The sequence below is a fragment of the Paenibacillus terricola genome (genome assembly GCF_014779765.1).
In the GTDB taxonomy this organism is placed as follows: Bacteria; Bacillota; Bacilli; order Paenibacillales; family Paenibacillaceae; genus Paenibacillus_T; species Paenibacillus_T terricola.
This window is the reverse complement of the sequence record NZ_JACXZA010000006.1, coordinates 264,839-291,186: the sequence shown is the minus strand read 5'-3', so window position 1 is coordinate 291,186 and position 26,348 is coordinate 264,839. Positions and strand designations below refer to the sequence as shown.

Here is a 26,348-nt window from a genome sequence, read left to right as displayed (position 1 = left end):
AGAAGCGAACGATATAGGCAGTGGATTTGTCGGCGGACGGTGCCCAGCATCGTCCGCCGCTGGAGTGTAAAGGGGGATTCAACATGCGACACTTGGCGGTGCCAGCGCTGCAAGTGCGTTTTCCATTCGTGATGCTCATTGCGCTGTTTATACTGCTGCCTGTGTTGGCTGGTTGTCAGGCAGGCGACCCGAAGACGAGCACGGATTCTAGGGGGGTTATTTCGGATTCGGCTGTGCTGCAGCCGAATGGTCTGTCGGAGACGGGGGATGCAACACCGCCTGCTGTGCAGCGGCCGCTCGTGCTTGGTTTCTCGCAGCTTGGTACGGAGAGCGACTGGCGGAATGCGAATACGAGATCGATCAAGGAAGCCGCTTCAGAAGCTGGCATTGATCTGTTGTTCGACAATGCGGATCAATCGCAGCAGAAGCAGATCGAGGCAGTGCGCTCCTTCATCCAGCGCAAGGTGGATGTGATTGCGATAGCGCCGGTGATCGAGACAGGCTGGGAGCCGGTGCTGAAGGAAGCGAAGGATGCAGGCATCCCCGTCATTATCTCGGATCGTAATGCGAATGTAAGCGATCCGTCGCTGTACGTCTCCTTCATTGGCTCGGACTTCTATGAAGAAGGGCAGAAGGCGGGCAAGTATCTCGTGGACAAAATCCGCGGCATGACCGGTCCTGTTGGCCTTGTCGAGCTTAGAGGCACGGAAGGCTCGTCCCCATCGATCGAACGGGGCAAAGGGTTCCGCGACCAGATCGAGAAGAAGAATGCGAATGTCGTCTTCCTTCGCAGCGAAGCAGCCGATTTCACGTTCGAGAAGGGCAAGGAGACGATGCGCCGATTCCTCGAGGAGGAGGGCGCGAACATCAAGGTGCTGTATGCGCATAATGATGACATGGCGCTTGGTGCGGTTGAAGCGATCGAAGAGTATGGCCTTCGCCCTGGGAAGGACATCATTATTATATCGGTGGATGGCACCAAGGCAGGCTTCGAGATGATGGCCGCTGGCAAAATCAACTGCATCGTCGAGTGCAATCCGCTGCTCGGCCCGATTCTGATGCAGGCGGTCAAGGAGCTGGCAGAGGGTCGGCAGTTGCCGAAGCGGATCTCGACGCCGGAGAGTGTGTTCACCGAGACGATGGCCAAGGATGAAGTGGCCAACCGACAGTATTGATGGTCGGAACCAGGAGCGGAGAGGTGCTGGAAAGGCATATTCATCCTATTAGATGAGGAGCGCTCGGTCGTGCGGACTGAGGCGTTTTGTCTCAGGACTGAGATGGTTCCCGACTTAGGTCGGGTTTTGGTCCAGAGTCATTTACACGGCCAAGTGTCGGTGGTACGCTAACGTCAGTGAGGTAAAAGTTCTACATTTGAGGGTTTGCTAACGCAAGCAAATTACTTTAAGGGGGATAACCTAATGACAATGCGGCGCAATTACGGTGTGATTGCTGTTGCGGCGGGCATCATCTGGCTGCTCATTCAGGCGCAGACCGGAGATGGACGCTCGTATGCCAATGGCGGCAGCATTATCACATACTTCTGGCCGACGCTGTTCATTCTGCCGCTGGGCATCTTCTTCCACGTGGCGTATTTGTACAAGAGATCTAAGCCTGCATCAGGCCTCCTCATTCCGGGTGGCATTCTGCTCGTCACCGGCTTGACGTGCCAAGCGGGCATGTTGTTCGATGCATGGTCAACTGTCTGGCCTGGTTTCTTGCTCGCAGTCGCGTTCGGCTTGTTCGAGTTCTACCTGTTCGGCTATCGCGGCTTCTGGCTGCTGCTTCCGGTATTCGTGCTCGGCGGCGCAGCGGTGATCTTCTTCGCATTGCTGTCGATTACCGCAATTGCACCATTCAACGGGCTGCAAGGACTGACCGCTTCGCTTATCGTGCTAGGCGGACTGATGATCCTGCTGCAGAAATCGACGGGCGACGATGACGATTATCGTCGCAAATATTAAGCTTCACACATGTGAAACAATGAAATCCCTGATGCTGCGAGGACGCGGCTTCAGGGATTTTTGTTTTTTCTACAGTCGGTCAGTATCCGCTGAAGGGGAAACGACAACTGAAATGCCTGCAAGCGTGTAGTTGCTGCTACTTCACCATGCCCCGCCGCAGCGCCGTCACGATAAAATCGTATTAATAAGAACCAATGGCCGTCTTCAAGCCGGGATTTTGTATGAAAAATCATACAAAGTCCCAGAGGTCGCATGAAGTCAGCAGGGTTTTGTACGAAAAATCATACATAACAGGTGAGCAACGTCCCTCACTCTACGATTTGTATGAAAAATCGTATAAAGATGAGCTGACAGATGTCTTCTAGCTGAATTTTGTACGATAAATCATACAAAGTCCCAGAGGTCACATGAAGTCAACAGGGTTTTGTATGAAAAATCATACAAAACAGGTGAGCAACGTCCCTCATTTTCACTTTACGCATTTGTGTGAAAAATCGTATAAATATGAACCAACGAAAACAGCCCCGTCTCTCCTGTTAACGAGCAGGAGAAGCGGGGCCTTGTTTTAGTTATGGCGGTCGATCCTACGATGTGGCTATTCGTCGAATACGAGCGCAAGCACTGCGTATGGATCAAGCACGGCCGCGCCTTTAACGAACCGTTGGCCGGTCAGCAGGTCGGTTGCGCCACAGCTCAGCTTAATGGTTTCTGAGCTGCCGTTGTAGTTCAGCAAGAAGTGGACGCGCAGTCCATTTTCTTGGCCTTCGAAGATGGGTTTATCATGAACCCGAACAGTCAGTTCGATGGATTCAGGAAGCTCCAGTTGGTCTGCGGCAGGAGATGTTATTTCGAGTCGATCAATCAACTGATCCACTAGCGCGTCCGAGAACACGCCGCCGAAGTAAATCGTCCGTCCTTCGCCACTGCGATTCTCGACGAGTGCAGGCTCGCCGTTCATGTAGCTGCTGTTATCGTAACGGCCAAGCACGATTGCATCTGGCGAAGTGACGGCAAGCGTCTCGGCGAAGCCGTTCGTGGAGAAGGCCGCGAATGTATTGAACGCGTCCTCTGACAGTGTAAAGCCTGGGCTGCTGCCATCTGGCTCTTCACGCGTGAAGTCCTCGACCGTAACGCCGCACAGCGGAGCAAGCGGTCCTGGCATTGGCGTCATCCGGCAGCGTCCTGTTTCATCCTTATAGCCGCTGCGGCAGCCAATAATTAAATTGCCGCCGCCTTGTACGTAAGCTTCCAGCAGCTTGGCAGTCTCCTCACGCATAATCGTCGGATGCGGATAGATAAGCGTCTGATAACGGCTCAACTGCTCCAGCGTTGTTTGTTCGTTCACGAACAGCATGTCGCTTGGAATGTGACGCCGCTGCAGTCGCTTGTACCATGAGAGTGTGCTTGTCCATTCATAACCGCCATGCCACTTATCGAACTCGCCGTCCCATTCGTTATCATAGTCGCGCAGGATCGCAACATCAGCCTCATAACGGCTGCCAGCGATTGCTTGTCCAGCGCTGCGCAGCTCTTCGGCGATTTTCTTAACCTCGCGCGTGCGGCGGTTCGGACGGTTATCCCAGTTGTGCAGGCCGTGCCAATACATTTCGGTCCCGAACGTTGCCGTGCGCCAGCGGAAGTAGACCACCAGATCCGCGCCATGCGCGATCGATTGGTAGGTCCACAGCCGTAGTTGACCAGGCTTCGGCGACGGCTGTTCGATTCGGTTCACCCAGCCGCCTGGACCGGACTGCTGCTCCATAATGCAGAAGTTGGGCGAGATCGAGCGTACCGTCGACAGCGACATACTGAAACGCCGATCGAGCAGAGGCTGCTCGCCGCCATCTGGGAACATGCGGCCAAACATCGGGTAGCTGTCGTAAGAGATGAAGTCGAGCATGTCATTCGTCAGTTGATGCGAATCGAGATGGCCGAACAGACCGTTCGTCGTCACCCAATGGCGAGGCGCTGCTGCCCGAACGATATCGGCTTGCATTTGTGCATAAGAGATAACGCTGTCGGAGAAGAATCGTTTCTCATCTAGCTTCAGATGCGGGTTCGGACTCTCGCTCGGTACGTTCCGCGTCAAATGCACTTGCTCCCAAGCGGTGTACGTCTGGCTCCAGAATACGGTGCCCCACGCTTCGTTGAGTGCATCCAGCGTACCGTATTTGGCTTGGAGCCATTCGCGGAACGCTGCGTGATCGGCAGCAGAGTAGAACTCGAATACTTCGCAGTTGAATTCGTTATCGAGCTGCCAACCGACGATGCCGGGATGATCGGCGAAGTGCTCTGCCATCCGCTGCACGATTCGTGCGGACAGCTCGCGGTATTTGGGCGAATTATACGTATAATGGCGGCGTGATCCGTGCTCATAGGAAATGCCGTTCGCTTGCACATTGAGCGTCTCCGGGTAACGGTGTGTCAGCCATGCGGGCGGCGTAGCCGTTGGCGTGCCGACGATAATGTTCAGACCATGTCGATGCGCAAGCGCAAAAGCACGGTCAAACAGCGAGAAGTCGAATACGCCTTCCTCCGGCTCCATCAATGCCCAGCCGAATTCGGCCATGCGGACGTACTCGAGGCCCAGCTCCTTCATGCGGCGGAAGTCGTCCTCCCACATTGTCTCCGGCCAATGCTCCGGGTAGTAGCAGACGCCGAGCAGCACATTGCGCGAATGCAATGCTTTCTCCATGATATGTCATCCTCCTAAAAGTAATATGCTTTCATCTTCGATCCTACTGCCTGTGTTAACCTTCATTGAGGCTTATCGAAGAGGAGCGACTTACAGTCTTGCGAAGCGAAATAGCTTCGCAAGCATACGCCCAAGATGTTCCATATTATTATTTTGCTATTTAAATGCCTTTAATTTTATTATAGATATTGGGTAAAGACGATGAAATAATACGATTTTGATATTCATATAACGAAGTTGATCAGTTGGCAGTTGTAGATGTCGCTCAAATGACATCGAGAGAGAAAGGAGAAGCAGGTCATGATCTGGGAGCATCTGTTCATGCGCCGCCCGTTCCAGCCGAGCTATGTATGTTATCCGGAATCGGTTGGGCATTATGCGGAAGCGCCGCATCATTCATGTGAACGGCAGGGCGGACAGTTCGGATATTATAATTTGCATCTTATTTTTAGCGGCGAGGGCTGGCTTGACTATCGGGGCAAGCGGTATACGCTTCGTCAAGGGGACGGATTTCTGTATCGGCCAGGCGCCGCGCAGCAATATGGAGCATCTGCCGCTAATCCATGGGATATACACTGGGTACATTATGAAGCGATGCCTTGGGCGGATCTGATGCGGGATGGGGAGGACGTATGGCTGTTCTCGTTTACTGCGGAGGACAAGCTCAAGCGGCTGTTCGAGCAGTTGAAGGATGCGTGCAAGGAGTCGACCAAGGAGGATGAAGCGCATATTTCGGCGCTGCTGTATGAGCTGCTGCTCACGATTCGTGAGCATGGCGTTGGGCTCGACAATCCGCTTCTGAGAAGCGCACAAGAGCGGATTCGAACTGCAGCGGAGCTGATACGTATGCGTTGCGTCGAGCCGCTAACGATTGCGGAGCTAGCGGAATCGTCAGGATACAGCACGGCGCACTTCTGCCGACTGTTCCGTCAGACAACGGGCAAGACGCCAGTGGAGTTCCTGACGGAAAGCCGCTTGACGGAGGCCAAGCGGATGCTGCTGTCCACGAGCCGACCGGTCAAGCAGATCGCCATCGAAGCAGGCTTCGGACAAAGCAGCTACTTCATCCGCAAATTCCGCGAAGCAGAAGGCATGACGCCCGACCAATATCGCCGCCTCTTCGACAGCGGCCGATGAATGAGCAGCTGTTGCGACCGCTCCGATGGCAGATCATTCTTCCGATCGCTGTTGTCCCAGATTGTCTTGATTGTATAGATCCTCTATCGGATACAATCCGGTTGACAAAGGCGAGCTAAAAGCTTTCCAATGGAAAGCTGCATCGGAAGCATAAACTTAGACGCTTCTCCAGAATGATGCTGCCCTCTCCGCTGAAGTAGGCGCGACTCATTCCCTTTTTAGGGGGGAATGGTCGTTCGCGTCAGACATCCTCCGCTCACGCAACTTGAACCAGAAAAAGCGTTGCTCAGTTGCTGAGACAACGCCTTTTCTGTTTGGAACTACAACATATTAGTAAGCTCGAACAAAAGCTGTGTCGACAAGGCACGCGACCCCAAGCTCGGTCTATACCTCTTAAATGTTGCTGATAATCAAATGTATCTTCAATGGGCGGTGACTTGTGCTACGAAAGAACATGGGGCGTGGACGAAAGACTGTATCTAGATTCATCCGAACTATAGCTTTGCCGCTGGAAGCGGCAAATGCGGGCATACGATCTAACCAGACCAAAAGATCGTCCTTGTGAGGAGTCCAGAGGTCACACGACCTTTGGGGCCCTCCCTTGCAGGGAGGGTTTGGGTGGGTAGAAAAATCAAAGAGGCCCCAGGGGCGAAGCCCATGGAAACCTCCTACTGGTGTAAATAAACGGGGTCCAAGGGGTCTCCCTTGAAACCTCCCTGTAGGGAGGTATTAGGCGGGTGACCTCAGTACCCGCGTTCATACGCTTTCGGCGGCGCCGGCTTCTTGCCAGTAGCTTGCAGCGCATGAAGCGCCCAATATGGATCGCGGAGCATGCCGCGTCCGACTGCGACCAGATCGCAGTCACCGTTAATGAGTGCTGCGTGCGCAAGCTTTGGCTCATCGAGCAGACCGACAGCAATAATCGGCAGGTCCAGTGCTTGCTTCACCGCACGGGCAACCGGAAGCTGGTAGCCTGGGCCGATGTTTGGCGGCAGCGCATTGACGGATACACCGCCGCCCGTCGAGATATCGAGCAGGTCGACGCCTGCTTCGGCGTATTTGCGGCAGACCTCAATACCGTAGTTCACATCATATCCACCAACACCGTAATCAACTGCAGATACACGGATTTGCAGATTGATGCTCGATGGAATTGCGCTTCGCACCGCTTGAATCACTTCTACGCCGAAGCGGGTTGGATCCTCACCGTATTCATCCGTCCGGTTGTTGATGCTTGGCGAGTGAAATTGGTGAATAAGATAACCGTGCGCACCGTGCAGTTGGATGGAATCGACACCCGCTTTGACCGCACGAACAGCAGCATCACGGAATTTCTCCACCGTCCGTTTAACCTCATCGGTCGTCAAAGCGCGCGGCTGCTTGTATTGCTCGCTGAACGCTTGATTCGATGAACTGACCGGCACTTCCGCGCAAGTTGACTTGCGACCGGCATGCGCAATCTGGATCGAGACCTTCGAGCCATGCTGCTGCATGCCCTCGACCATGCGAGCGAAAGCAGGGGTGTGCTCGTCTGACCAGAGACCGAGGCATTGGTCCGAGATCCGTCCGTCCGGCTCGATGTTGGTCATTTCGATAATAATAAGGCCGGTGCCGCCGACCGCGCGGGATACGTAATGTACGTAATGCCAGTCGGTTGGCATGCCATCTTTGCCTACTGCGGAGTATTGGCACATGGGCGGCATGACGATACGATTGTTCAGCTTCAATGCGCCCAGTTCAAAAGGTGTTGCCAAGGAAAGAGTCATTGTATAGAATACCTCCACTTTGTCTATTTGTTGTTAATCAGTACGAGAGTTGAAGTTAACAAAAACAGCCTTGTAGGTGAGCTTACTGCCTCGAATCATCGCCGCATACGATACGAAGCGTTCACTACAGAAGCGGAGAAGCCTCCAATAAGGTATTCTCATTTCCATTATGACCGATAAACTTTTAGGTGTATAGCGCATTTACTTTCTTTTAGTACGTGACCGCTATTTTATATAGTTGTCATCATCGATTACCTGTGTTATCGTCCAAGAACAAAGGAACCGTACGAACGAACCCTGCAAATATCCATATCTGGAACTGGTCGAGAAGGAGATGCTCACATGTCACACACTGCCGATGCCGGACGAATACGGGCGATAGGCAATGCTACCGTTTATTCAATTCTTATCGCAATTAGCGCCTCTCATCTGTTGAACGATGCGATGCAAGCTGTCGTAACGGCATTATTCCCTGTTATTAAAGATTCTCTGACGCTCAATGATATCCAGCTTGGTTGGATCGTGTTTACGCTTAATATGACGTCATCGGTCATGCAGCCGCTTGTCGGACAATTCTCGGATCGCAGACCGATGCCGTTCATGCTTCCTGTAGGCATGGCGCTAAGTTTGATCGGGATGATCATCCTCGCCTATGCGCCGAGTTTCTGGACGCTGCTTGGCGGCGTCGTATTGATTGGTCTTGGCTCCGCAGTATTCCATCCGGAAGGTTCGCGGGTCGTGCATTTTGCCGCAGGCGGCCGTAAAGGATTAGCTCAGTCGATTTATCAAGTAGGCGGCAACTTCGGTCAGATGCTTGCGCCGCTCATGACGATCTTCATTTTCATCCCGCTCGGGCAGCATGGTGCGATTTGGGGCACAATTATTGCCGCTACAGCTATCGTGCTTCTTGCGCGCGTTGCGCCTTGGTATCGCACACAGCTGAATACGCATGGCAAACCTCAGCGTCGAGCGAACGGAGGAGCGCCGGCTTCTCCAATATCCTCGCTTGCTCCGACGAAACAAAAGGTTATCATTGCGCTGACGCTGCTCGTGTTGATCGTATTCGCTCGTTCCTGGTACTTCTCGGGCATCTCGACGTTTTATCAATTCTTCGCAGAGGATGAGTATGGCCTGTCGAAGAAAGCGGCGCAGATTCCTGTGTTCTTGTATATGGCGGCTGGCGTCATCGGCACCTTCTTCGGAGGCGTTCTGGCAGATAAGATCGGTTTGAAGAAAATGATCGTGTTGTCCGTCGCTGGCGCTGCACCATTCGCACTCATTCTTCCGCATCTACCGCAATTTTGGATTTATCCGGTCATCTTCATAACAGGTCTTATTCTGCAATCGGGCTTCTCCGTCACCGTTGTCTACGCGCAGCAGCTGCTGCCCGGTAATATCGGCATGGCTTCCGGCCTCATAACGGGGCTCGCCTTCGGTATGGGCGCAGTTGGCGCTGTAGCACTTGGCAAGCTGTCGATTGTGATGGGCCGCGCTGACATGATGACCTTTGCAAGCTTCCTGCCATTGCTTGGGCTGCTTGCATTCCTGCTGCCTGGTGATCGAAGCAAAGTTTGAAGATAGGGTAATGTGTTTTACAAAAAATAAAACGTCCGCATATGGCTCTCTAAGAGCCGCATGCGGACGTTTTTTTTTGTTGTTACCTCTCCATTGCACTCCGTACAATGGGACCTCTTGATAGGCTGTTATACGTCGTTTACTGCGCCGTCTTTGGCTTCGCAAACTTATGAATCGTGTTGAATTTCTTGCCGCCATCAACAGTCGTATACAGAACGGAAGCGGCAGAATAATCATTCGTAATCAGCCATGCATGCTTGGCGTCTGCTGCAGCAATCAACTGCTGACCGTAGCCGGCGAATTCAGTTTTGCGAACCGCCCAGCTTTTGCCGCCATCGGTCGTCTCCATGATCGAATTGGCATTGTCGCAAGCCATGCACCGTCCGCCCATAAAGGCCGTCTGAGAATTGACAACGTACAGTTCGCCCGGTCCGCCGCTATTGCCGCTGAAGTAGCTCGTATCCTCATTCGTGAAACCAGGAGCAGGACCTGCGCCAGCTGTGTTATGGACAATGGCAGGCAACCAGTTCGCGCCGCCGTCTGTCGTATGGAACAACGCATAAGAGGTTTGCGTCATGCCTGAGTCGCCGATTAGCTCAATCCAAGCGTCATTCTTGCCTGCGGAGCGAATCACGCTGCCCGTTGGCGTAACGTCGCTCTTGCGCGTCATGACTGTCTTCCATGTTGCACCGCCGTCTGAAGTGTGGAGGAAGTTGTATTTGCCTTTAGCCGACTGTACAGCCCAACCGTTAGCCGCATCATGATAATAAACCTCACCGATGAGCGAGTTTGGCACGGAAAGTTTCGACCAAGTCGCGCCGCCGTCCTTCGTCATATACCTGCCGGCAAAACCTACTTTATCGCTCGTGAAGTGGAGGAAAGATCCGCTTGGAACGGTGCCAGCATCTTTCCAGTGAGCGCCGCCATCAGTCGAGCGGATAATGCGCCATGACTTGCTCTCATCACTGCCAAGAACGGCCCATACTTTGGATGCGTTCAGCGCGAAAATCTGACGGACTTTAGCTGAGCCGCGATACTGCAGCTGCCAATGCGAACCGCCATCCTTTGTGTAAGCAATCTGTCCGCTGCCGCCAATCCAGCCGGCCTTCGCGTCGGCAAGCCGCAGGGCGGTCACCTCGGTAATCGGAACAGCTGTGGAGACAGGAGTAGCAGCCGTATTGGGCGAAGCACCATTCCCCGTGTCGGAAGAGCCCGACGGGGAGGATGGGGCTGCTGATTGGCCATCGTCAGCGGAATTGGACGAACCATCTCCATTGGATGCGCCATCCGACTGCCCATTGGACGGTGTCGTCTGCACCGTACCTGGCGAGTTGGAGTCGGATGTAGAGGAATTAGCGGCGCCTCCATTACTGGAGCAAGCCGATACGATAAGAGACAGGGCGATGGTCAACGACAACAGCGATGTGCGGAATGCTCGTTTCATTTTCATTATGCGTACCACCTTTTTCACAAGCCGAGATAAAAAGCTATTTACGCACATAGACGACAATACGCGGTGAAGGGTTGCGCCTGTGACAGCAAAATAGGTCAAAAGCACGTATCCAATTTACGGAAGTAACGACAAAAGGAGCAGCAGGGCTGCTCCTAGGGTAAACCATTCTTATCGTAACCATTAAATAAATAAGTTCGTGCCCGCCTTATTGGCTTGGCCAAGATAATAACCGACGCCGCCAACCGAGATGCCGTCGATCAATTCCTCGCGTTTGATGCCCATGACGTCCATCGACATCGAGCAAGCGACGATCTCAACGCCTTGGCGAATCGCCGACTCCATTAGCTGCTCGAGCGAGTCGATGTTCTTGCTCTTCATAACGGCGCGGATCATCTTCGGTCCAATGCCCATCATCTGCATGGTGGACAACGGCAGCTTCTTCGACCCGCGCGGCATCATCCAGCCGAACATTCGCTCCACGACTGTCTTATGCACCGATGGAGGGGAAGATTTACGGAGCATGTTCAAGCCCCAGAAGGTGAAGAACATCGTTACTTTCTTGCCTGCTGCAGCGGCGCCATTCGCGAGAATGAAGGAGGCGATGGCTTTATCGAGACTGCCGTCGAAGACGATGAATGTTGCTCCGTCCTTGTTACCCGATACACCCGCGGCGGTATTAGCCATAGCAAGATCAACAGCAGCCGATGCCAGCCCTTTGCGAATCGAAGCGCGGATCGTACCGGCTTCCTTCTGAATATTCAGCAGCTCATTGCCGGTCATTTCGCACCATGCGCGAATGTCCTCATAGAAGCCAGGATCGGTTGCGGTAACCTCGAGCGTACTGCTGTCAGCGAGCCGATCGATGCGCTCTTTTACTTGAATGAGCGGACCTGGGCAGCACAACCCGCATGCATCCAACTTCTCTGTTGATGTCGTGCCTGTCGGCTTCGCAGCCGAAGTTCCGTTGATCATGCTGAACACTGCACCTTTCTCTGCTGGGCTGCTGCTCTTGCTGTCAGGCTTGTTGATTCCACTGGTGCTGGTGCCGCCCCCGATGTTAGGTGTGCCAGATGCAACGGTTTGAACCGGCTTCTTAGGTTTAAAAAGCGTCGCTTTATACGTCCTGTAGCCACCGGACAGGTTGCGTACGCGGAAGCCGCGTTGCGCAAGAATTCGTGAAGCCGTATAACCACGCAGGCCAACTTGGCAAAATACCCATATCGTCTTGCTCTCGTCAAGCTCGCTTAGCCGATCGCGAAGCTCGTCCACCGGAATGTTGACCGCACCAGGAATCGATCCGTTACCGAATTCCAGCGGCGTCCGCACGTCGATCAGCATCGTCGATGCGGTATCGCGCTCCGCAAGGTGTTCGGTATGATAGACGTCGGTCATGCCGTTCAGTACATTTTCGGCCATATAGCCAGCCATGTTAACCGGATCCTTCGCCGACGAATACGGCGGCGCGTATGCCAGCTCCAGCTCGGTCAGATCCGATACGGAGCCACCGAGACGAATAATCGTTGCAATCACGTCGATCCGCTTATCAACTCCGCTGTAGCCGACAGCCTGCGCGCCAAGCACGCGGCCATCCTGACGGAACAACAGCTTCAGCGACATAGGCGAGCCGCCTGGATAATAGGATGCATGCGGCTGCGGATGCAGATGAACGGCATGGAACGGAATGCCAAGCCTATTGAGCTCGCGTGCATGAAGGCCAGTGGATGCGCCGGTCAGTTCGAATACTTTGACGATGGATGTTCCTTGCGTGCCTTTGTAAGTCGTCGGCAGTCCACTAATAACGTCTGCCACGATGCGGCCCTGTTTGTTCGCAGGACCTGCGAGCGGAATCGCAGTATGCTGGCCTGTAATCCGATGAGTCGTCATGACCGCATCGCCTACGGCATACACATTCGCAACGTTCGTGCGCATTTGATGATCGACCATGATATGCCCGTCCGCACCAAGACTAATGCCGCTTCCGGAGAGGAAGCTTGTATCTGGCTTAACGCCGGTCGCGAGAAGCACGATGCCTGCGCGAAGTTCTGTGCCGTCTGTAAGCGTCAGCACCATCTCGCCATTATCCTGTTCGCGCATACGTTTGACGGATACGTTCAAATCGAGCGTGACGCCGCGATGCTCCATTTCCTGTTCAAGCAGCACCGCCATCTCCGAGTCAAAAGGCGCAAGGATATGCGGCCCGGACTGCACAAGCGTAACGTTCATACCGCGATCGCGGAGATTTTCGGCAGTCTCCACGCCTATGAAGCCGCCGCCGATGACAACCGCGCGTTGTGTTGGATTCTCATCTAGATGGCTCATGATTCGGTCCATATCGCGTAGACTTCTGAGCGAGTAGACGCTTCGGCAGCTATCGAGCCCTTCGATTGCGGGGCGGCGAGGTTTCGCACCTGGCGACAACACGAGCGAATCATAGCTCAGCGTGTAGGTCGAGCCGTCTGCTTGACGGACGGTCACTTCATGCTTTGTTGTATTGATCGCCGTTGCTTCGCTTTCGGTACGAACGTCAATGCCGAACCGCTTACGCATCGCTTGAGGCGTCTGTACGAGCAGCTTGCCGCGATCTTGAATCGTTCCGCCGATATGATAAGGCAGACCGCAGTTGGCGAACGAAATATGCTCGCCTTTCTCCAACATAATAATTTCGGCGTGTTCATCCAGTCGTCGAAGCCGAGCGGCTGCCGAGGCGCCGCCTGCAACGCCGCCAACAATAACAACGCGTTGTGATTTGGACATGATGATCCTCCTGATGTAGGTATGTTTGCATATTCTTTCGATAAGCGGTTGTTCAATCGCTTGACCGTTAGGCTTCTGTCGATGGGACAGCCAGAGCCTGAATCAGCTTCTTGACCCTCTCGTTTTTAATCCGGTAGTGGACCTCAAGTCCGGAGCGTTCCGCTTCAATAATTCCTGCCGAACGCAGCTTGGCAAGATGCTGCGAAATCGTCGACTGGGGGAGGGATAGGCATTGCTGCATGTAAGATACATTGCAAAGCCCTTTGTCGAGCAGTCCGTTTACAATACATAATCTTACTGGGTGTGCGAGCGCTTTGAGCAGCTCAGCCGTCTCGTAATACTGCCGGAAATCCGGTTCCATAGCAGCTGTCACCTCCAAGTGGAGTGTAGAATGTTGCGTCTTACATTTCGGATATCGTTATATCGCAATATTACGATATAACGATATGGATAACAACCTTGTTTATGCGTGTGTACACCGAGACGCATGTCTTTTATTTAATGAAAATTAAATATGAAAATAGGGAACTTTTCCCTTATCCGGAACGTCATATCTTGGTATGATGGGGAAATGCCGTCTGTGCAGTCTCGTCGCAGGATTCTGTGTGTGCAGATGCATATTTTGGGAAAAGATAACAATGAAACGAAGTTTAGGAGGATGCCTCAAGTGTTTACGCTCAAAGATACGCCGATAGCCATGCGAAGGACGCTTCATGGCATCGCAATCGCTGTACTGCTTATCTCGGCTATTATCGTACTTGCGTACGGCAATTATTTTCTACTCGGGGATTTGCAGAAGCCAAACAATGACGATGTGAAATATGTTCGCAGCGCCCAAATCTTACTCGAACAGGGCACTCTCGCCTATAACAGCGGTACCAGCCCGACACTGTTCATCATGCCAGGCATCGTGTTGATTCTGTCTGGTTTCATGTGGCTGTTCGGCCATGACGGCGGCATGATCGCCTTCCGCCTATTTCAGTGCTTGCAGCAAGCTGCTTCGATCTATCTAGTCTTCTTCATCGTCCGGTACATGTTCAATCAGCGTGCGGCTATCATTGCATGCGTCATCAGTGCGCTGTACTGGCCCGATTACTTCTCATCTGGCGAGATTCTGACAGAGACGACGTTCAAGACGATTGTGCTGCTGCTCATCTGCGCCACGATTGCTGCCATTGAACGCAGACGTTGGGGGATGTATGCCGTAGTCGGCGTGCTTGTGGCAGCGGCCGCCTACTTCAAGCCGCATGCTTCCTTATATCCAGCCATCTTCTTACTGCTGTGGCTGAAGCGCAAATATACGTTCAAGCAAATGGTGCAATTCGGCGCGGTTATGGCAGGGGCATACATTGTACTGCTGCTCCCGTGGTGGATTCGCAATCTAATCACGTTCGACCGATTTGTTCTGTTCACGAACTCGGCTGGCAGTCCGTTCCTGCTCGGGACGCGTATTCTCGGTGCCATGCCGCCTGCCGGCTTCTTCGAGGCCCATCCAGAGTATTCACCTGAGACGGTATTCCAAGGCTCGGACAGCACTGCGATACATAAGGGACTCGATATTATCCGGTATGGCTTCACACATGAACCGCTTCGATATAGCTACTGGTTTACCCTTGGCAAAATGGCAGAGCTATACTTGAATCCTTATTACTGGCGCCCAGTCTGGCCGATTGGCCGCGATGCGATGAAATGGATTCAACAGGCGCTCGTTACCGTCAGCCTAGTTGGCCTGGTCTGGGCGATGATTCGCCGACCGATCGAACGTCAACTGCCCGTGCTGCTGACATTGCTTTATTTTACAGCCATCTATCTGCCGTTCGTCGCTTTCTCGCGATATGGTTATCCGAATATGGTATTGATTACGTTGTTCGCCGCTTTCCTGATCGAGCGGATCTATACATTCGTAAGCAGCCGTCTTCGCAATCGGCAAGCAGCTAATGGGAGGCAGCAATCGCTGCATAAAGGGGAGACTGTTTAATGAGAACGCTCATTATTATCCCAGCCTACAATGAAGAGGGAAGCATCGCGCAAGTGATTGGCGACATTCGCGAGCATGCGCCGGAAGTGGATATCGTCGTCGTAAACGATGGCTCGAAGGATCGGACGGAAGCCATTGCACGAGACGCCGGCGCCGAGGTGATCACGATGCCATTCAATGTCGGGATCGGCGGCGGCATGCAGACGGGTTACTTGTATGCGTACCAGAATGGTTATGATGCAGCTGTTCAAATGGATGCAGACGGTCAGCACCGTGCAGCCGATTTGCCGAAATTGCTGGCGGCAATCCCGTACAGCGACCTCGTCATTGGTTCGCGTTATGTGGAACAGACCGCGTATCGTTCGTCAGCAACAAGACGAGTAGGCATTCTATTCTTCTCGAAGCTTGTCAGCTTCGTGACGAGGCAGCGTTTTACTGATACGACCAGCGGCTTCCGCGCCGCTAACCGGAAGGTGATTGCCCTTTACGCCAACTACTATCCGTCTGATTATCCGGAAGTAGAATCAATCGTATACCTGAAGCGCAGAGGCTGCCGTCTTGCCGAGGTGCCCGTGGAGATGCGCAGCCGCGAGGCGGGACGCTCGTCTATTACGCCGCTGAAGTCGGTTTATTACATGCTGAAAGTGACATTGTCCGTCCTAATGAGCGCATCGCGCGTGAGGGTTCGCGGGGTGAAGACAAGCGGATGAGCATTTACGTTATATCGATTGTATTCTCGGTTTTGTTCCTTGTTGCAGTGCTTGAGCTTGTTCGCCGACAACGTCTTAAGGAGCAGTACTCGCTTCTGTGGATTTTGTTCGGCGTTCTGCTGCTCGGCGTATCGTTTAATGTGCATTTTCTAGAGAGGATCGCCGAGTGGCTTGATGTCAAATATGCGCCGGCGCTGTTGTTCCTCTTCGGTCTGTTATTCTGCTTTGCGTTCATCCTTCACCTGACGCTCGTTATCTCCAAGCTGACGGGTCAAGTGCTGCGGCTGACACAGGAGCTTGCGATCATGAAGGGCCGGCATCGGGAAGGCGAGGGTGGTATACGGTGAGCAAGACGATCAGTTATTTGCTTCTATTTGGGAATGTGTTATTGCTCGTGGCAGGTCAGATTTTGTTCAAAATGGGACTGCAGCGCACAGACGGCCTTCACTGGCTGCGAATTGCGCAGTCGCCCGCGATTTGGTCCGGACTTGTGCTATATGGCGTGGCGACACTGCTCTGGTTCGCCGTGCTGACGCGGCTTCCGCTCAGCGTCGCCTATCCGATGCAGAGCATGGCCTATGTGCTCGGACTGCTCGCTGCATGGTTTATATTTGATGAGACGCTGCCCTTCACGAAGATTGCCGGCTGCGTTGTTATTTTGTTCGGCGTATATTTGATAGCGAAGTAGAGAGGGGCTTCTAGACGATGAGTAGAATCATAGATTTGACGCATCTGATTCAGAATGGATTGCCGCCTTTCCCAGGCGATTCCGAGACCGTGCTGGCGCAGAGTCGTTTCTATGCGGTCGATGCGTTCAACAATCATCAGCTGACGATCAATATGCACGCGGGGACGCATATCGACGGACCGATGCACTTGCTTGATATTCATACGTATCTTCATGAAATTCCGATCGAGCGTTTCATCGGCGATGCTTGTCTCTTGGATGTGTCCGGTTTGGACGAGATTGACTACATGGAGCAATACGAGTCACAGATTCAAGAGGGTCAGATCGTCGTCCTCCATACGGGCTGGGGCAAGTGGTTTGGTCAGCCGGATTATTTTACACAGTATCCGGAGCTGACGGTGGCGTTCGGGGAACTGCTTGTTCGCAAGAAAGTGCCGATGGTATGCATGGACATGCCTTCGCCTGATAAAGCGCCGCATGCGGTTCATAAGCTGCTGTTCGGCCATCAAATTCTCATTGCAGAGAACTTGAACAATGTCGATCAGCTGCTTGATATCGATTCGTTCGAGATTATTGCGCTGCCGCTGCGCATTCAAGCTGATTCATCGATTGCTCGAATTATAGCGAGAGTGAGAGAGTAGCATTGGGTAGTTTGGTGCAAAAATATGTCGTTTCGACGAGACTGCTGCTTAAGGCTCAACTCCTATTGATCATGCTAATAATCGTCTGGCTGACGGGCTGCAGTAAAGCTGCGAATCCCGTAATTGCATTGGAAGGCGATAATGCAAGCCGAGTGTCGTATCTGTTCTATAATCAGGATGGACCGAGTCGGAGTTTAAGCTTACATTTTCATACGGCATATAATGATCAGGTGGATAAAGTTGTATTCATGCAAGATGAGACCGTCGTAACGACCTCGGCTATTCCTGTGAGCACGTCTAATAATAACGGACAGTTCAGCATCATGCTAACAATGCCCTATTATATTGAACAATTCAATGTTGTCCGATTGCTCAATGAGCGCGATGAGATAGTCGCTGAGCTCCACACGGGGCAATATTATTTTGATGCTATCAACATAAGTGCGCCCACAGGGGAGACGACCTGGCAGTTGAGAACCTATGAGGGAAAAGAATACGTCAATAAGGCCAGTCTGGATGCGACGTTCACGAAGTCGGGGCACGAATCGTTTGAGTATGAAATTGTGCTGCCTAGCCGGCTTGCTCAGCAGCAGATTGTCCAGCAAACCGATAAAACTTCGATTGAAGATAATACGTTCGATTATCATTATGAGAGCTTCATTGCGCCAGAAGACTTTCATCATTACAACGAGATCGCTTACGAAATGATTGTAGTTCAGAAGGACAAGCGCGGGTATGCAGCAAGCTTGGTTCATAACACTGTTCAATTATCTAGGCGCTGATCATTATCCCAATTTGCATAATAACAGCATGCGAACAGGAGGGTGCATTATGTTTCTTACGATTGTGGTAATCATCGGACTGGCTGGCATTATTGGCAATCAGTATTCCGGCCTGCGAAGAATGGAGCAGCTGCAGCACTCGCTGGATCAGATCAATGAGAGGCTGGAGGCACAGCAGACGATTGCTCCGGTTATGAAGTTGGATAAGTGATATACGCTTAGTGAAAGTCAGCCTTTATTTGGCCTCCAGGTCTTCGATTCCATCAGGAAGCGGAACTGGAGGTTTTTTCATGCAGCAGAGTCTTATGGCAGCGGTTTCAAACGCTTGACTGCTCGTGATAGAATAGGAACGCAGCATCGCAGTTAGGATAGAGGAGGACGACAATGATCGACGTGTTTCGTTTCTATCAGAATTGGAGCGTAAGGAAGAAGTTCATTACGATTTATATGTCGATTCTGCTCGCATCTCTGAGCGTTACCGGCTTGATTCTATATGTTCAAGCGTCGAAATCGGCGATCTCCCAGGCCCAGACGGTGATGGAACAGAACCTGCTGCAGACGAAGAACAGCGTATCCGAGAAAATGATCATGATCGAGAACATCTCGCAAATTATAGCGTTTGATTCGCGCATTCAGACGTTTCTCGGCAGCTCCTTTATTAAAGAGAGCTTTCAGTTGGAAGACTACCGATACAATATTGCACCTGTCGTCGATAACATCATGCGGCAGAATCCATACATTTATTCCGTCCATGTGTACATGGACAATGCGACCATCCCGGAGCTCTATGAGCCGCATAATGGCTTCTTCACCATGGATCGAATTCGAAACCTTAAGGAATATAACGGCTTTCTCGTTGATCGGCAGTCGAAGACCGAATGGCGAGATCTGCATGAAGAGAATTTGCAGACGAAGCGTCTGGAAGCGGATAAGCTGGAGGACGTATTCTCCTACAATCGCAAAATTTACTCCATTCGCAACAATGATGTTGCAGGCCTTGTAGAGATTGAAGTGACGCAAGATGAGCTGTTCCGCTCGATGAAGGATTCGATTTCCGGCAGTTTTGGAAGCGTATTCGTCGTTGATTCCAGCGGGACTGTCGTATCGAGCAACGAGCCTGCTCTTTATAAGAAGGAAGTAGAGGGCTTGGACATCTCGACGCTGCCGCTTAATGAACGAGTGAACAAGGTGGAGAAGGTGAAGGATGTATCCTCGATCGTTATCTCGATCCCGCTTGCAGGTCCGGGGCTGCGCATTGTTGGCATTTTTCCCGTCAGTCACTTTAATGGCGAGGTTAAACATTCGATCGGCTGGATGCTGATTGTTCTGTTAGCTGCGTTAATTCTATTGTGTCTGCTCGTTTACTACGTGACGACGAAGCTGTTGTCGCGCATGAAGTCGCTTCACCGAGCGATGAAGCAGGTAAGAGAAGGTTCGCTCGACGTCTCGCTCCCCGTTGTAGGTAATGACGAGTTCTCCCAGATGGCATTCAGCTTCAACATGATGACGGGGCGGCTGCATGAGCTTGTCGAGACGGTGTACAAGTCGGAGCTGCTGGAGCGGGAGGCGGAGCTGAAGGCGTTGGAATCGCAGATCAATCCGCACTTCCTGTACAATACGCTGGCGACGATCTCATGGGTAGCGCGCAAGGCGAAGGTGCCTGAGGTGACGCGCATCTCCGATTCGCTTGCGAAGTTTTATCGGCTTGTCCTTAATCAGGGCAGCTCGGAGACGCTCGTAGAGCGAGAGATTCATATGGTGAAGGCGTATTTGCAAATTCAGAAATTCCGGTTCGAGGACCGTTTCGACGTTATTTTTGATTTGGATGAAGCGATCTACGAATATGCGACGGTCAAAAATATTTTGCAGCCGATCGTTGAGAATGCATTGAACCACGGCATCGAGCCGAAGCGGTCGCACGGGACGATTATTATACGAGGCGAGCTCGTGGACAATCGCGTTCGCCTGAGCGTTATCGATGATGGCGTCGGCATGAAGATGAGTACGGCGCAAGATGTACTGGAGGGCCGCGTCGAACGGACAAGCAGCAGCGGCTACGCTGTTCGCAACATTAAGGAGCGGCTCAAGACGTACTATGGCGAGCAGCACAGCTTTGATATATACAGCCGACCGGGCATCGGAACGGTTGTGACGATTGTTTTTGCAGCAAGGTGAAACGGCTGTAGCCGTCATTGATGGCGAAGTGAGTTTCATTCCGGAGAAATCCAAGCTTATGTAAAGGGTGAAACTTTTAATTTCTTGGATTCTAGGAAAGGGGGAGTGTGACGATGTACAAAATGCTAATTGTAGAGGATGAACGATGGGAGCGCGAAGGGCTTGTCGATTTTCTCGATTGGAGCAGCATGGGCATTAGCGAGATCGAAACGGCGGTAGATGGAATCGACGGGTTCGATAAAGCGATGCAGTGGGAACCGGACATCGTAATCACGGACATTCAAATGCCTGGCATGAACGGAATAGAGATGGCAAACCGCATCAAGGAGCGGCAGCCGGCTGTACGGATCGTTGTGTTGACGGGCTATGACGATTTCAACTTTGCCCGCGATGCGCTTCGTTTCGGTGCAGTCGATTATGTGCTGAAACCTGTGGAAGAAGAGGAAATGCTCAGCACGATGACGAGAGTTGTGCAGAGCTGCGATGAGGAACGGTTGAAGCGGGCCGACGATGCCATGCTGCAGCAACGGCTCCAAGTAGGGGAACGGGCTGTCCTTAGAGAGATGATCGCTGAAGTGTTGAACGGGAACGATGCGCTTCAGGGTGAAGCGGAAGTTCGGCTGCTTCGCAGCGAAGGATTGGCTAGTGAGTCATATGCGCTATGTGCGATGCAGCTTCCAAGTGCGATGAATCGGGATGCCGGGGTGCTTGAGCAATGGATCGAGCAGGCGGTCGATCGATCCGTGCTTGTTCTGCCTCTTCAAGCGGAGACGGCAGGTGCGAATGCGGTTGCGGTGCTGCTGCCTTTGAAGCCTGGCGAGACGGAGCATCTTCGTGAGCTAGCGAGACAACTGCAAGCAGCGATACTTATCAGAATGAGCGAAGATCCTGCTGGCACGGGATTGCCACGGATTACAATCGGCATCGCAGATGACGCTGCGGATTGGAGTGGGCTGGGTGCTGCCTGTAAGCAGGCGGTGAGCGCGCTGCAGCTAGGCCTGTTCACAGGCGCAGGCAGCGAAGTAATTCGCTTCAATGAAGCAGAAGCCGCGCGGTCAGCATTCGCAGCGGAGCGGGAAGCTTTCAACCGCGCCGGTCAGGAGCATGTTCGTTCGATTCGTCTGCATGCTGCTGCATTGGAGGAGACGAAAGCAGAGGAATCTCTTCGTGAGCTCTTCGCGTTGTTCCAAGCCCATCCAGGTGCGGGTCACGTGTACGCGGGTTCGCTGCTCGACAGTGTGCTGAACGAGCTGTCGCTGCTCGATGAACAGCTTGCCGAACACAAAGCGCACAAGCTGCAGGAGCTGCTTGCCATCCGGCCGCTGAATGAGCTGTACCGTGACGTTGAAGAAACGATTCGAGGCGTGATAGAGCGGCTGCGCGGGAAACGGACGAACAAGGACGATTATATCGTTGGTAAGGTGATTGCGCTGATTGAGAGAAGCTATGGCTCGACGGAGCTGAATTTGACGATGGCTGCTCAGGAGGTATTCGTATCGCCGAACCATCTAGGCATGTTGTTCAAGAAGTCGACGGGCCGATCGCTTAACGATTATTTGCATGAGTACCGTTTGAATAAGGCCGAAGAGCTGCTGCGCACGACGAAACAGAAGGTTGCTGCGATTGCTGAACAGGTCGGCATCCCGAACACTTCATACTTTGGTACATTGTTCAAGAATGCTTACGGTATGACACCTAGCGAGTATCAGGAGCTGGCACAGCGGCGGTAAGCTGCGAGTGTTGTGCCGAGGATCGAGTTATCGATCACCCTGATGGGAACTTGCTGTACAAATCATCTCGTTTGGAGTTCCGCGACGCGACGTGCTGCTCAGGCACGTCTTTTTTGCCCTCCTAATTGTTACCGATAACCCTACCATGATGCGCGAGACAAGACAGCGCTTTCAAACATCGTTGGATTTTGAGAGCCGCGTTGTTTTTTTGCATTTCGAGTGATGAAGGCGGTTTATATAATTAGCTTACAAACATTTTAAGTGCGTGTTCACCAAGTTCGGTTTTCAGCACCGAGAACTCACCGCTTACGAAAGAAAGGAAGGTTGGTCATGAGCAGTGTGCCTGCCAAGCGCAGCAGTCTAGGACGCAAGTTTTGGACGCAGCGATATTTGATGCTTCTGACATTGCCTGCCGTGTTGTGGATTATCGTTTTCAACTATATTCCGATGTACGGCATTATTATTGCATTCCAGGACTATACGCCATTCCACGGCGTTATCCATAGCCCATGGATTGGGCTAGATAATTTCCGAGAGTTGTTCAACGATCCGACGTTCCGTGAATCGCTCTCCAATACGTTGGTCATTAGTATCGTCAAGCTTGTGTTCGGCTTCCCGGCTCCAATCTTTCTGGCGCTGATGCTTAATGAGCTTATGTTCAAACGGTTCAAGCGAATCGTGCAATCGCTGTCGTATTTGCCTTACTTCGTATCGTGGGTGCTCGTCGTTGGCCTCATGTACACGCTGCTTGATCCTGAAACAGGCGTTGTAAGCAAGATGCTCGTTCATTTGCACGTGATTGGAAGCGATACCATGTTGATGGGCAGCGAGAAATCGTTCCTGACGCTGGTCGTGTTCACGGAGATTTGGAAGAGCATCGGCTGGAACTCGATTATTTATCTGGCAGCGATCGCAGGTGTCGACCCACAGTTGTATGAAGCGGCTACCGTGGACGGTGCCAATCGGTTCCGACGTGTATGGCACATTACGCTGCCGGCACTGAAACCAACAATCATCATTCTGCTCATCCTATCCGTCGGCGGTTTGATTAACTCGAACTTCGACCAGCTGTATCTGATGCAGAACTCGATGACGCAGGATGCAGCGAATGTGCTATCGGTGTATTCGTACAAAACAGGACTAGTATCCGGTCGATTCTCTTATGCAACGGCCATCGGATTGTTCCAATCTGTAGTAGCCTTCGTTCTTATGTACGCTGCGAACTACTCGTCACGCAAAATTACGAAAGAAAGTCTGTTCTAAGGAGGCTGCTGTATGATTGCTTCAAAAAGCTGGGCGGGAAGAAGCTTCGACTGGATTAACGTCTTACTATTGCTATGCTTAGCGATCGTGACGCTGTATCCGTTCTACAATATCGTTATTACTTCGTTTAATGATCCAACAGACGCAGCTAGGGGCGGCATTACGTTCTGGCCTCGCCAGTTATCGATCGAGAACTACAAAATGGTGTTCCGCGACGACAACATCATTCACGCGTTTGGCGTTACGGTTGCCCGCACGCTGATCGGTACCGCTACGGCGGTGTTGTTCACCGGCGCATTCGCTTATGGCGTATCGAAGCCGGAGCTGCTCGGTCGCCGATTCTTCTTGATGCTTGCCATCGTCACGATGTACTTCAGCGGGGGAATTATCCCGTACTACCTCGTGGTTGCGAAATATTTGCACCTGAAGGGACATTTTCTCGTCTACATCATTCCCAACTTGTTCAGCGTCTTCAATGCAATTCTGATGCTGACGTTCTTCCGAGGATTGCCGAAGGAGATGGAGGAGTCGGCGAAGATCGACGGCGCTAACGATCTGCGTATCTTCTTCCAGCTCGTGCTGCCGGTTTCGAAGCCGGTGCTGGCGACGATCGCCTTGTACAACGCGGTCGCTCACTGGAATGCCTGGTACGACGCCATGCTGTTCGGTAACGAGAATCTTCAGACGCTGCAGCAAATTCTGATGCAGATTATTAGCTCCAACAGCAATGTCAGCATCATTGCGAGCAGCCTTGGCTTCGGTTCCGTAACGGCGCAATCTCTAAAGCTGGCAACGATGGTCATTACGACACTGCCGATCGTATTCGTTTATCCGTTCGTGCAGAAATATTTTGTCCAAGGCGTTATGATCGGTTCGGTCAAAGGTTAATCCGCTAGTCCGTTAATCAAGGCTTTATCGGCGTGCAGCCGTTTAAAGTATATACATGAAACAGATAATACCATTCATTAGGAGGTCTTTAGATGAAAGGAACTGGCTTGAAGGTACTGGCAACTGCAGCACTCTCGCTGACGCTCTTGGCGGGCTGCGGCTCGAACAGCGAATCGGACAAGACAGACAACAAACCGAGCGATACAGGCACATCGACTGATACTGCGCAGACGCAGACGGCTGATGGTCCATCGTGGAAAATCGATACGTCACCATTCACATTCTCGCAATATTTCTACGGCAACTGGGCTTCCAACTACCTCTGGAAAGATCAATACGCAATGAAGCTAGCAACGGAGAAGACAGGCGTTAAGATCGACCGTAAGCTTGCAACCGGCAATGATGAAGATTATCTCAATACGATGATTGCTTCCGGCGACCTGCCGGATACGATCATGCTCGACTGGAACAACCCAGCGGTAACGAAGCTCATCAACAACGGCATGGTGTATTCCATGGACGAGCTGATGGACAAATACGCACCTGAGCTGAAGAAAATGCTCGATCCGGACATGGTGAAATACCACTCGATCGACGGCAAGCTGTGGTACCTGCCGAACAACTATGAGACGGCTGACCGTCTGACGAGCGGCATTCCAATTACGCCAATCCGTCCATGGTTCATTCGTTCCGACATCTACAAGGCAATCGGTTCTCCGAAGATTGAATCGACGGATGATCTGATGACCGCTCTCAAAGCAGCGAAAGAGAAATTCCCGGATGTGAATCCAGTTGGCGTCGAATTCTTCGACGTTGCCAAGAACGGCTTCCAAGGCAGCTTGTCGATGGACTTCCTGATCGATTCGTTCTCGCCTAAGCTTCTGGAAGAGCAAGTGATCGACGATCAACAAATCCTGCAATACCCTATGCGCAACAAAGGCTTCATCGAGGCATTCCGTTACATGAGCGAGCTGAGCCGCAACGGGCTGTTCGATCCGCAGTTGCTGATCTACAAACAAGAGCAGTACCAAGAGAAGCTGTACGGTGCGCAATACGCAGTCGCTTCCAACTTCATGAACAACATCTATGCGGACTTCAATCCGAAGATCGAGAGCACGATTGGCGCAGACAAGAAATACGAAGTTATCGGCGGTCTCAAAGCTAACGGCCAAGATCCGCGTTATCCGGCATCCCGTCTGATGGGCTGGCAAGGTTTCTTCATCACGAAGGCTGCGAAGAACCCAGAACGCATTATCCGTTGGGCAGAGTACGCTTGGTCGGATGAAGGTCAAATGGACTTCCGTTATGGCAAAGAAGGCGAGACATACGATCTGGTGGACGGCATTCCGACGTTCAAGCCGGAAGTTCGTGACATGATGTTGAAGGACAACGGCGGCTGGTATGCGAAATATGGCTTCCAAGCTTCGACGTTGATGTGGCGTTCGGGCAAGCTGTGGGATTCCGCGGCAGCGCGTGACTTCCAAGCGGACCAACCAGAGCAATTCGCGGCCGCTAAGCTTCTCGAGAAATACAACTACGACAAGTACTCGCTTGGCATGGATAACCTTGAGCCAGACGGTTCGTCCCCAGAGGGCGTAATCAACGCGAAGGTCAAAGATCTGTGGAACAAAACGATTCCGAAGCTGATCCTGTCCAAGAACGATGCTGATTTCGACAGCATCTACAACGACTTCGTTACGCAAATGGATCAAGTTGGCGCTGAGAAGGTTGAGAAGGTTATGTACCAACGTCACCTTGCTGACCTCGAGAAGAAGGGCGTTAAGTAATTAGGTTTGTAACAAAGCCGTGAGCCAAGCGCTTGCGGCTTTGTTGCATTTGAGTCACGCGTTGCTGGTGCAGGAATTGGGCCAAGATGCGACGCATAGTGGAGGGGGCGTTGTGTTCGACTGGTGGCAGCGCGTTTGTTTCGTATCGGGCTCGGCTGTAACGGTTGCAGGAGACGCTAATAGTACGCCATTCATACGATTTGAAATGCAACGTTTGCTATTAGTTTTAAGTAGGGAGAAATGGACGCTGTCTGCTCCAAAATGAACGAATAAGTACAATAGTAACCGTTATTCCTGAAAATAGTGCATTTGAAGCCAAATAAACTCTGTCACAACCGTTCCAATCTCGATGGAACCCAAAAAAC

21 protein-coding genes are annotated in these 26,348 nt (G+C 52.2%); 16 read left to right on the top strand and 5 right to left on the bottom strand.

The features are described 5' to 3' along the window. The first annotated feature begins 83 nt into the window (after positions 1–83). Both H8B09_RS23045 and H8B09_RS23040 read left to right on the top strand, forming a co-directional pair. Entirely contained in the window at positions 84–1,175 is a 1,092-nt protein-coding gene (locus H8B09_RS23045) for an ABC transporter substrate-binding protein (protein WP_224753900.1), read from the top strand. A 243-nt stretch (positions 1,176–1,418) separates the two neighbouring features. Next, positions 1,419–1,961: a hypothetical protein gene (locus H8B09_RS23040; protein ID WP_191205938.1), complete on the top strand. Its 543-nt coding sequence runs from the start codon at positions 1,419–1,421 to the stop codon at positions 1,959–1,961. Positions 1,962–2,556: 595 nt separating this feature from the next. Here H8B09_RS23040 and H8B09_RS23035 read toward each other — a convergent pair. Continuing rightward, positions 2,557–4,656 carry a beta-galactosidase gene (locus H8B09_RS23035; protein WP_191205937.1) on the bottom strand — a complete coding sequence of 700 codons (2,100 nt, stop codon included), beginning with the start codon at positions 4,654–4,656 and terminating at the stop codon, positions 2,557–2,559. Between the two features lie 300 nt (positions 4,657–4,956). Here H8B09_RS23035 and H8B09_RS23030 point away from each other — a divergent pair, with 300 nt between their 5' ends. Beyond that, positions 4,957–5,793: a helix-turn-helix transcriptional regulator gene (locus tag H8B09_RS23030; RefSeq protein WP_191205936.1), complete on the top strand. Its 837-nt coding sequence runs from the start codon at positions 4,957–4,959 to the stop codon at positions 5,791–5,793. A 743-nt stretch (positions 5,794–6,536) separates the two neighbouring features. On the opposite strand, the gene H8B09_RS23025 is transcribed toward H8B09_RS23030, so the two are convergent. After that, positions 6,537–7,559 (bottom strand): NADH:flavin oxidoreductase/NADH oxidase, encoded by a 1,023-nt coding sequence (locus H8B09_RS23025; RefSeq protein WP_191205935.1) that lies wholly within the window; start codon positions 7,557–7,559, stop codon positions 6,537–6,539. 342 nt (positions 7,560–7,901) lie between these two features. Between H8B09_RS23025 and H8B09_RS23020 the strand changes: the two genes are divergently transcribed. Next, on the top strand, positions 7,902–9,134 hold the full coding sequence (locus H8B09_RS23020) for an MFS transporter (RefSeq protein ID WP_191205934.1): 1,233 nt from the start codon (positions 7,902–7,904) through the stop codon (positions 9,132–9,134). A 139-nt stretch (positions 9,135–9,273) separates the two neighbouring features. On the opposite strand, the gene H8B09_RS23015 is transcribed toward H8B09_RS23020, so the two are convergent. From H8B09_RS23015 to H8B09_RS23005, 3 genes are all read right to left on the bottom strand, one after another. Then, positions 9,274–10,584 carry a WD40/YVTN/BNR-like repeat-containing protein gene (locus H8B09_RS23015; RefSeq protein WP_191205933.1) on the bottom strand — a complete coding sequence of 437 codons (1,311 nt, stop codon included), beginning with the start codon at positions 10,582–10,584 and terminating at the stop codon, positions 9,274–9,276. Between the two features lie 183 nt (positions 10,585–10,767). Beyond that, positions 10,768–13,341: an FAD-dependent oxidoreductase gene (locus H8B09_RS23010; RefSeq protein ID WP_191205932.1), complete on the bottom strand. Its 2,574-nt coding sequence runs from the start codon at positions 13,339–13,341 to the stop codon at positions 10,768–10,770. A 67-nt stretch (positions 13,342–13,408) separates the two neighbouring features. Continuing rightward, complete coding sequence (locus H8B09_RS23005; RefSeq protein WP_191205931.1) at positions 13,409–13,702, bottom strand: ArsR/SmtB family transcription factor; 294 nt, start codon at positions 13,700–13,702, stop codon at positions 13,409–13,411. A 306-nt stretch (positions 13,703–14,008) separates the two neighbouring features. Here H8B09_RS23005 and H8B09_RS23000 point away from each other — a divergent pair, with 306 nt between their 5' ends. The 12 genes from H8B09_RS23000 to H8B09_RS22945 all read left to right on the top strand — a co-directional run bounded on the left by H8B09_RS23000 (position 14,009) and on the right by H8B09_RS22945 (position 25,983). Next, positions 14,009–15,319: an ArnT family glycosyltransferase gene (locus H8B09_RS23000; RefSeq protein ID WP_191205930.1), complete on the top strand. Its 1,311-nt coding sequence runs from the start codon at positions 14,009–14,011 to the stop codon at positions 15,317–15,319. After that, entirely contained in the window at positions 15,319–16,029 is a 711-nt protein-coding gene (locus tag H8B09_RS22995) for a glycosyltransferase family 2 protein (RefSeq protein ID WP_191205929.1), read from the top strand. The genes H8B09_RS23000 and H8B09_RS22995 overlap by 1 nt, the downstream gene beginning before the upstream one ends. Next, entirely contained in the window at positions 16,026–16,376 is a 351-nt protein-coding gene (locus H8B09_RS22990; protein ID WP_191205928.1) for a DUF2304 domain-containing protein, read from the top strand. Before H8B09_RS22995 ends, H8B09_RS22990 begins: the two co-directional genes overlap by 4 nt. Then, the gene (locus H8B09_RS22985; RefSeq protein ID WP_191205927.1) at positions 16,373–16,717 is read left to right on the top strand and encodes an EamA family transporter; all 345 of its coding nucleotides are present in this window, start codon (positions 16,373–16,375) and stop codon (positions 16,715–16,717) included. The genes H8B09_RS22990 and H8B09_RS22985 overlap by 4 nt, the downstream gene beginning before the upstream one ends. 17 nt (positions 16,718–16,734) lie before the next feature. After that, positions 16,735–17,358 (top strand): cyclase family protein, encoded by a 624-nt coding sequence (locus tag H8B09_RS22980; protein WP_191205926.1) that lies wholly within the window; start codon positions 16,735–16,737, stop codon positions 17,356–17,358. A 2-nt stretch (positions 17,359–17,360) separates the two neighbouring features. Next, positions 17,361–18,140, top strand: a complete 780-nt coding sequence (locus H8B09_RS22975) for a hypothetical protein (protein WP_224753899.1) — start codon at positions 17,361–17,363, stop codon at positions 18,138–18,140. A 49-nt stretch (positions 18,141–18,189) separates the two neighbouring features. Continuing rightward, positions 18,190–18,351 (top strand): hypothetical protein, encoded by a 162-nt coding sequence (locus H8B09_RS22970; protein WP_224753898.1) that lies wholly within the window; start codon positions 18,190–18,192, stop codon positions 18,349–18,351. A 173-nt stretch (positions 18,352–18,524) separates the two neighbouring features. Beyond that, on the top strand, positions 18,525–20,315 hold the full coding sequence (locus tag H8B09_RS22965; RefSeq protein ID WP_191205923.1) for a cache domain-containing sensor histidine kinase: 1,791 nt from the start codon (positions 18,525–18,527) through the stop codon (positions 20,313–20,315). A gap of 113 nt (positions 20,316–20,428) precedes the next feature. Continuing rightward, positions 20,429–22,045 (top strand): response regulator, encoded by a 1,617-nt coding sequence (locus H8B09_RS22960; protein WP_191205922.1) that lies wholly within the window; start codon positions 20,429–20,431, stop codon positions 22,043–22,045. Positions 22,046–22,375: 330 nt separating this feature from the next. Then, positions 22,376–23,308 carry an ABC transporter permease gene (locus tag H8B09_RS22955; RefSeq protein ID WP_191205921.1) on the top strand — a complete coding sequence of 311 codons (933 nt, stop codon included), beginning with the start codon at positions 22,376–22,378 and terminating at the stop codon, positions 23,306–23,308. Between the two features lie 12 nt (positions 23,309–23,320). Then, entirely contained in the window at positions 23,321–24,196 is an 876-nt protein-coding gene (locus tag H8B09_RS22950; protein WP_191205920.1) for a carbohydrate ABC transporter permease, read from the top strand. A gap of 92 nt (positions 24,197–24,288) precedes the next feature. After that, the gene (locus H8B09_RS22945) at positions 24,289–25,983 is read left to right on the top strand and encodes a type 2 periplasmic-binding domain-containing protein (RefSeq protein ID WP_191205919.1); all 1,695 of its coding nucleotides are present in this window, start codon (positions 24,289–24,291) and stop codon (positions 25,981–25,983) included. Positions 25,984–26,348 lie beyond the last annotated feature (365 nt).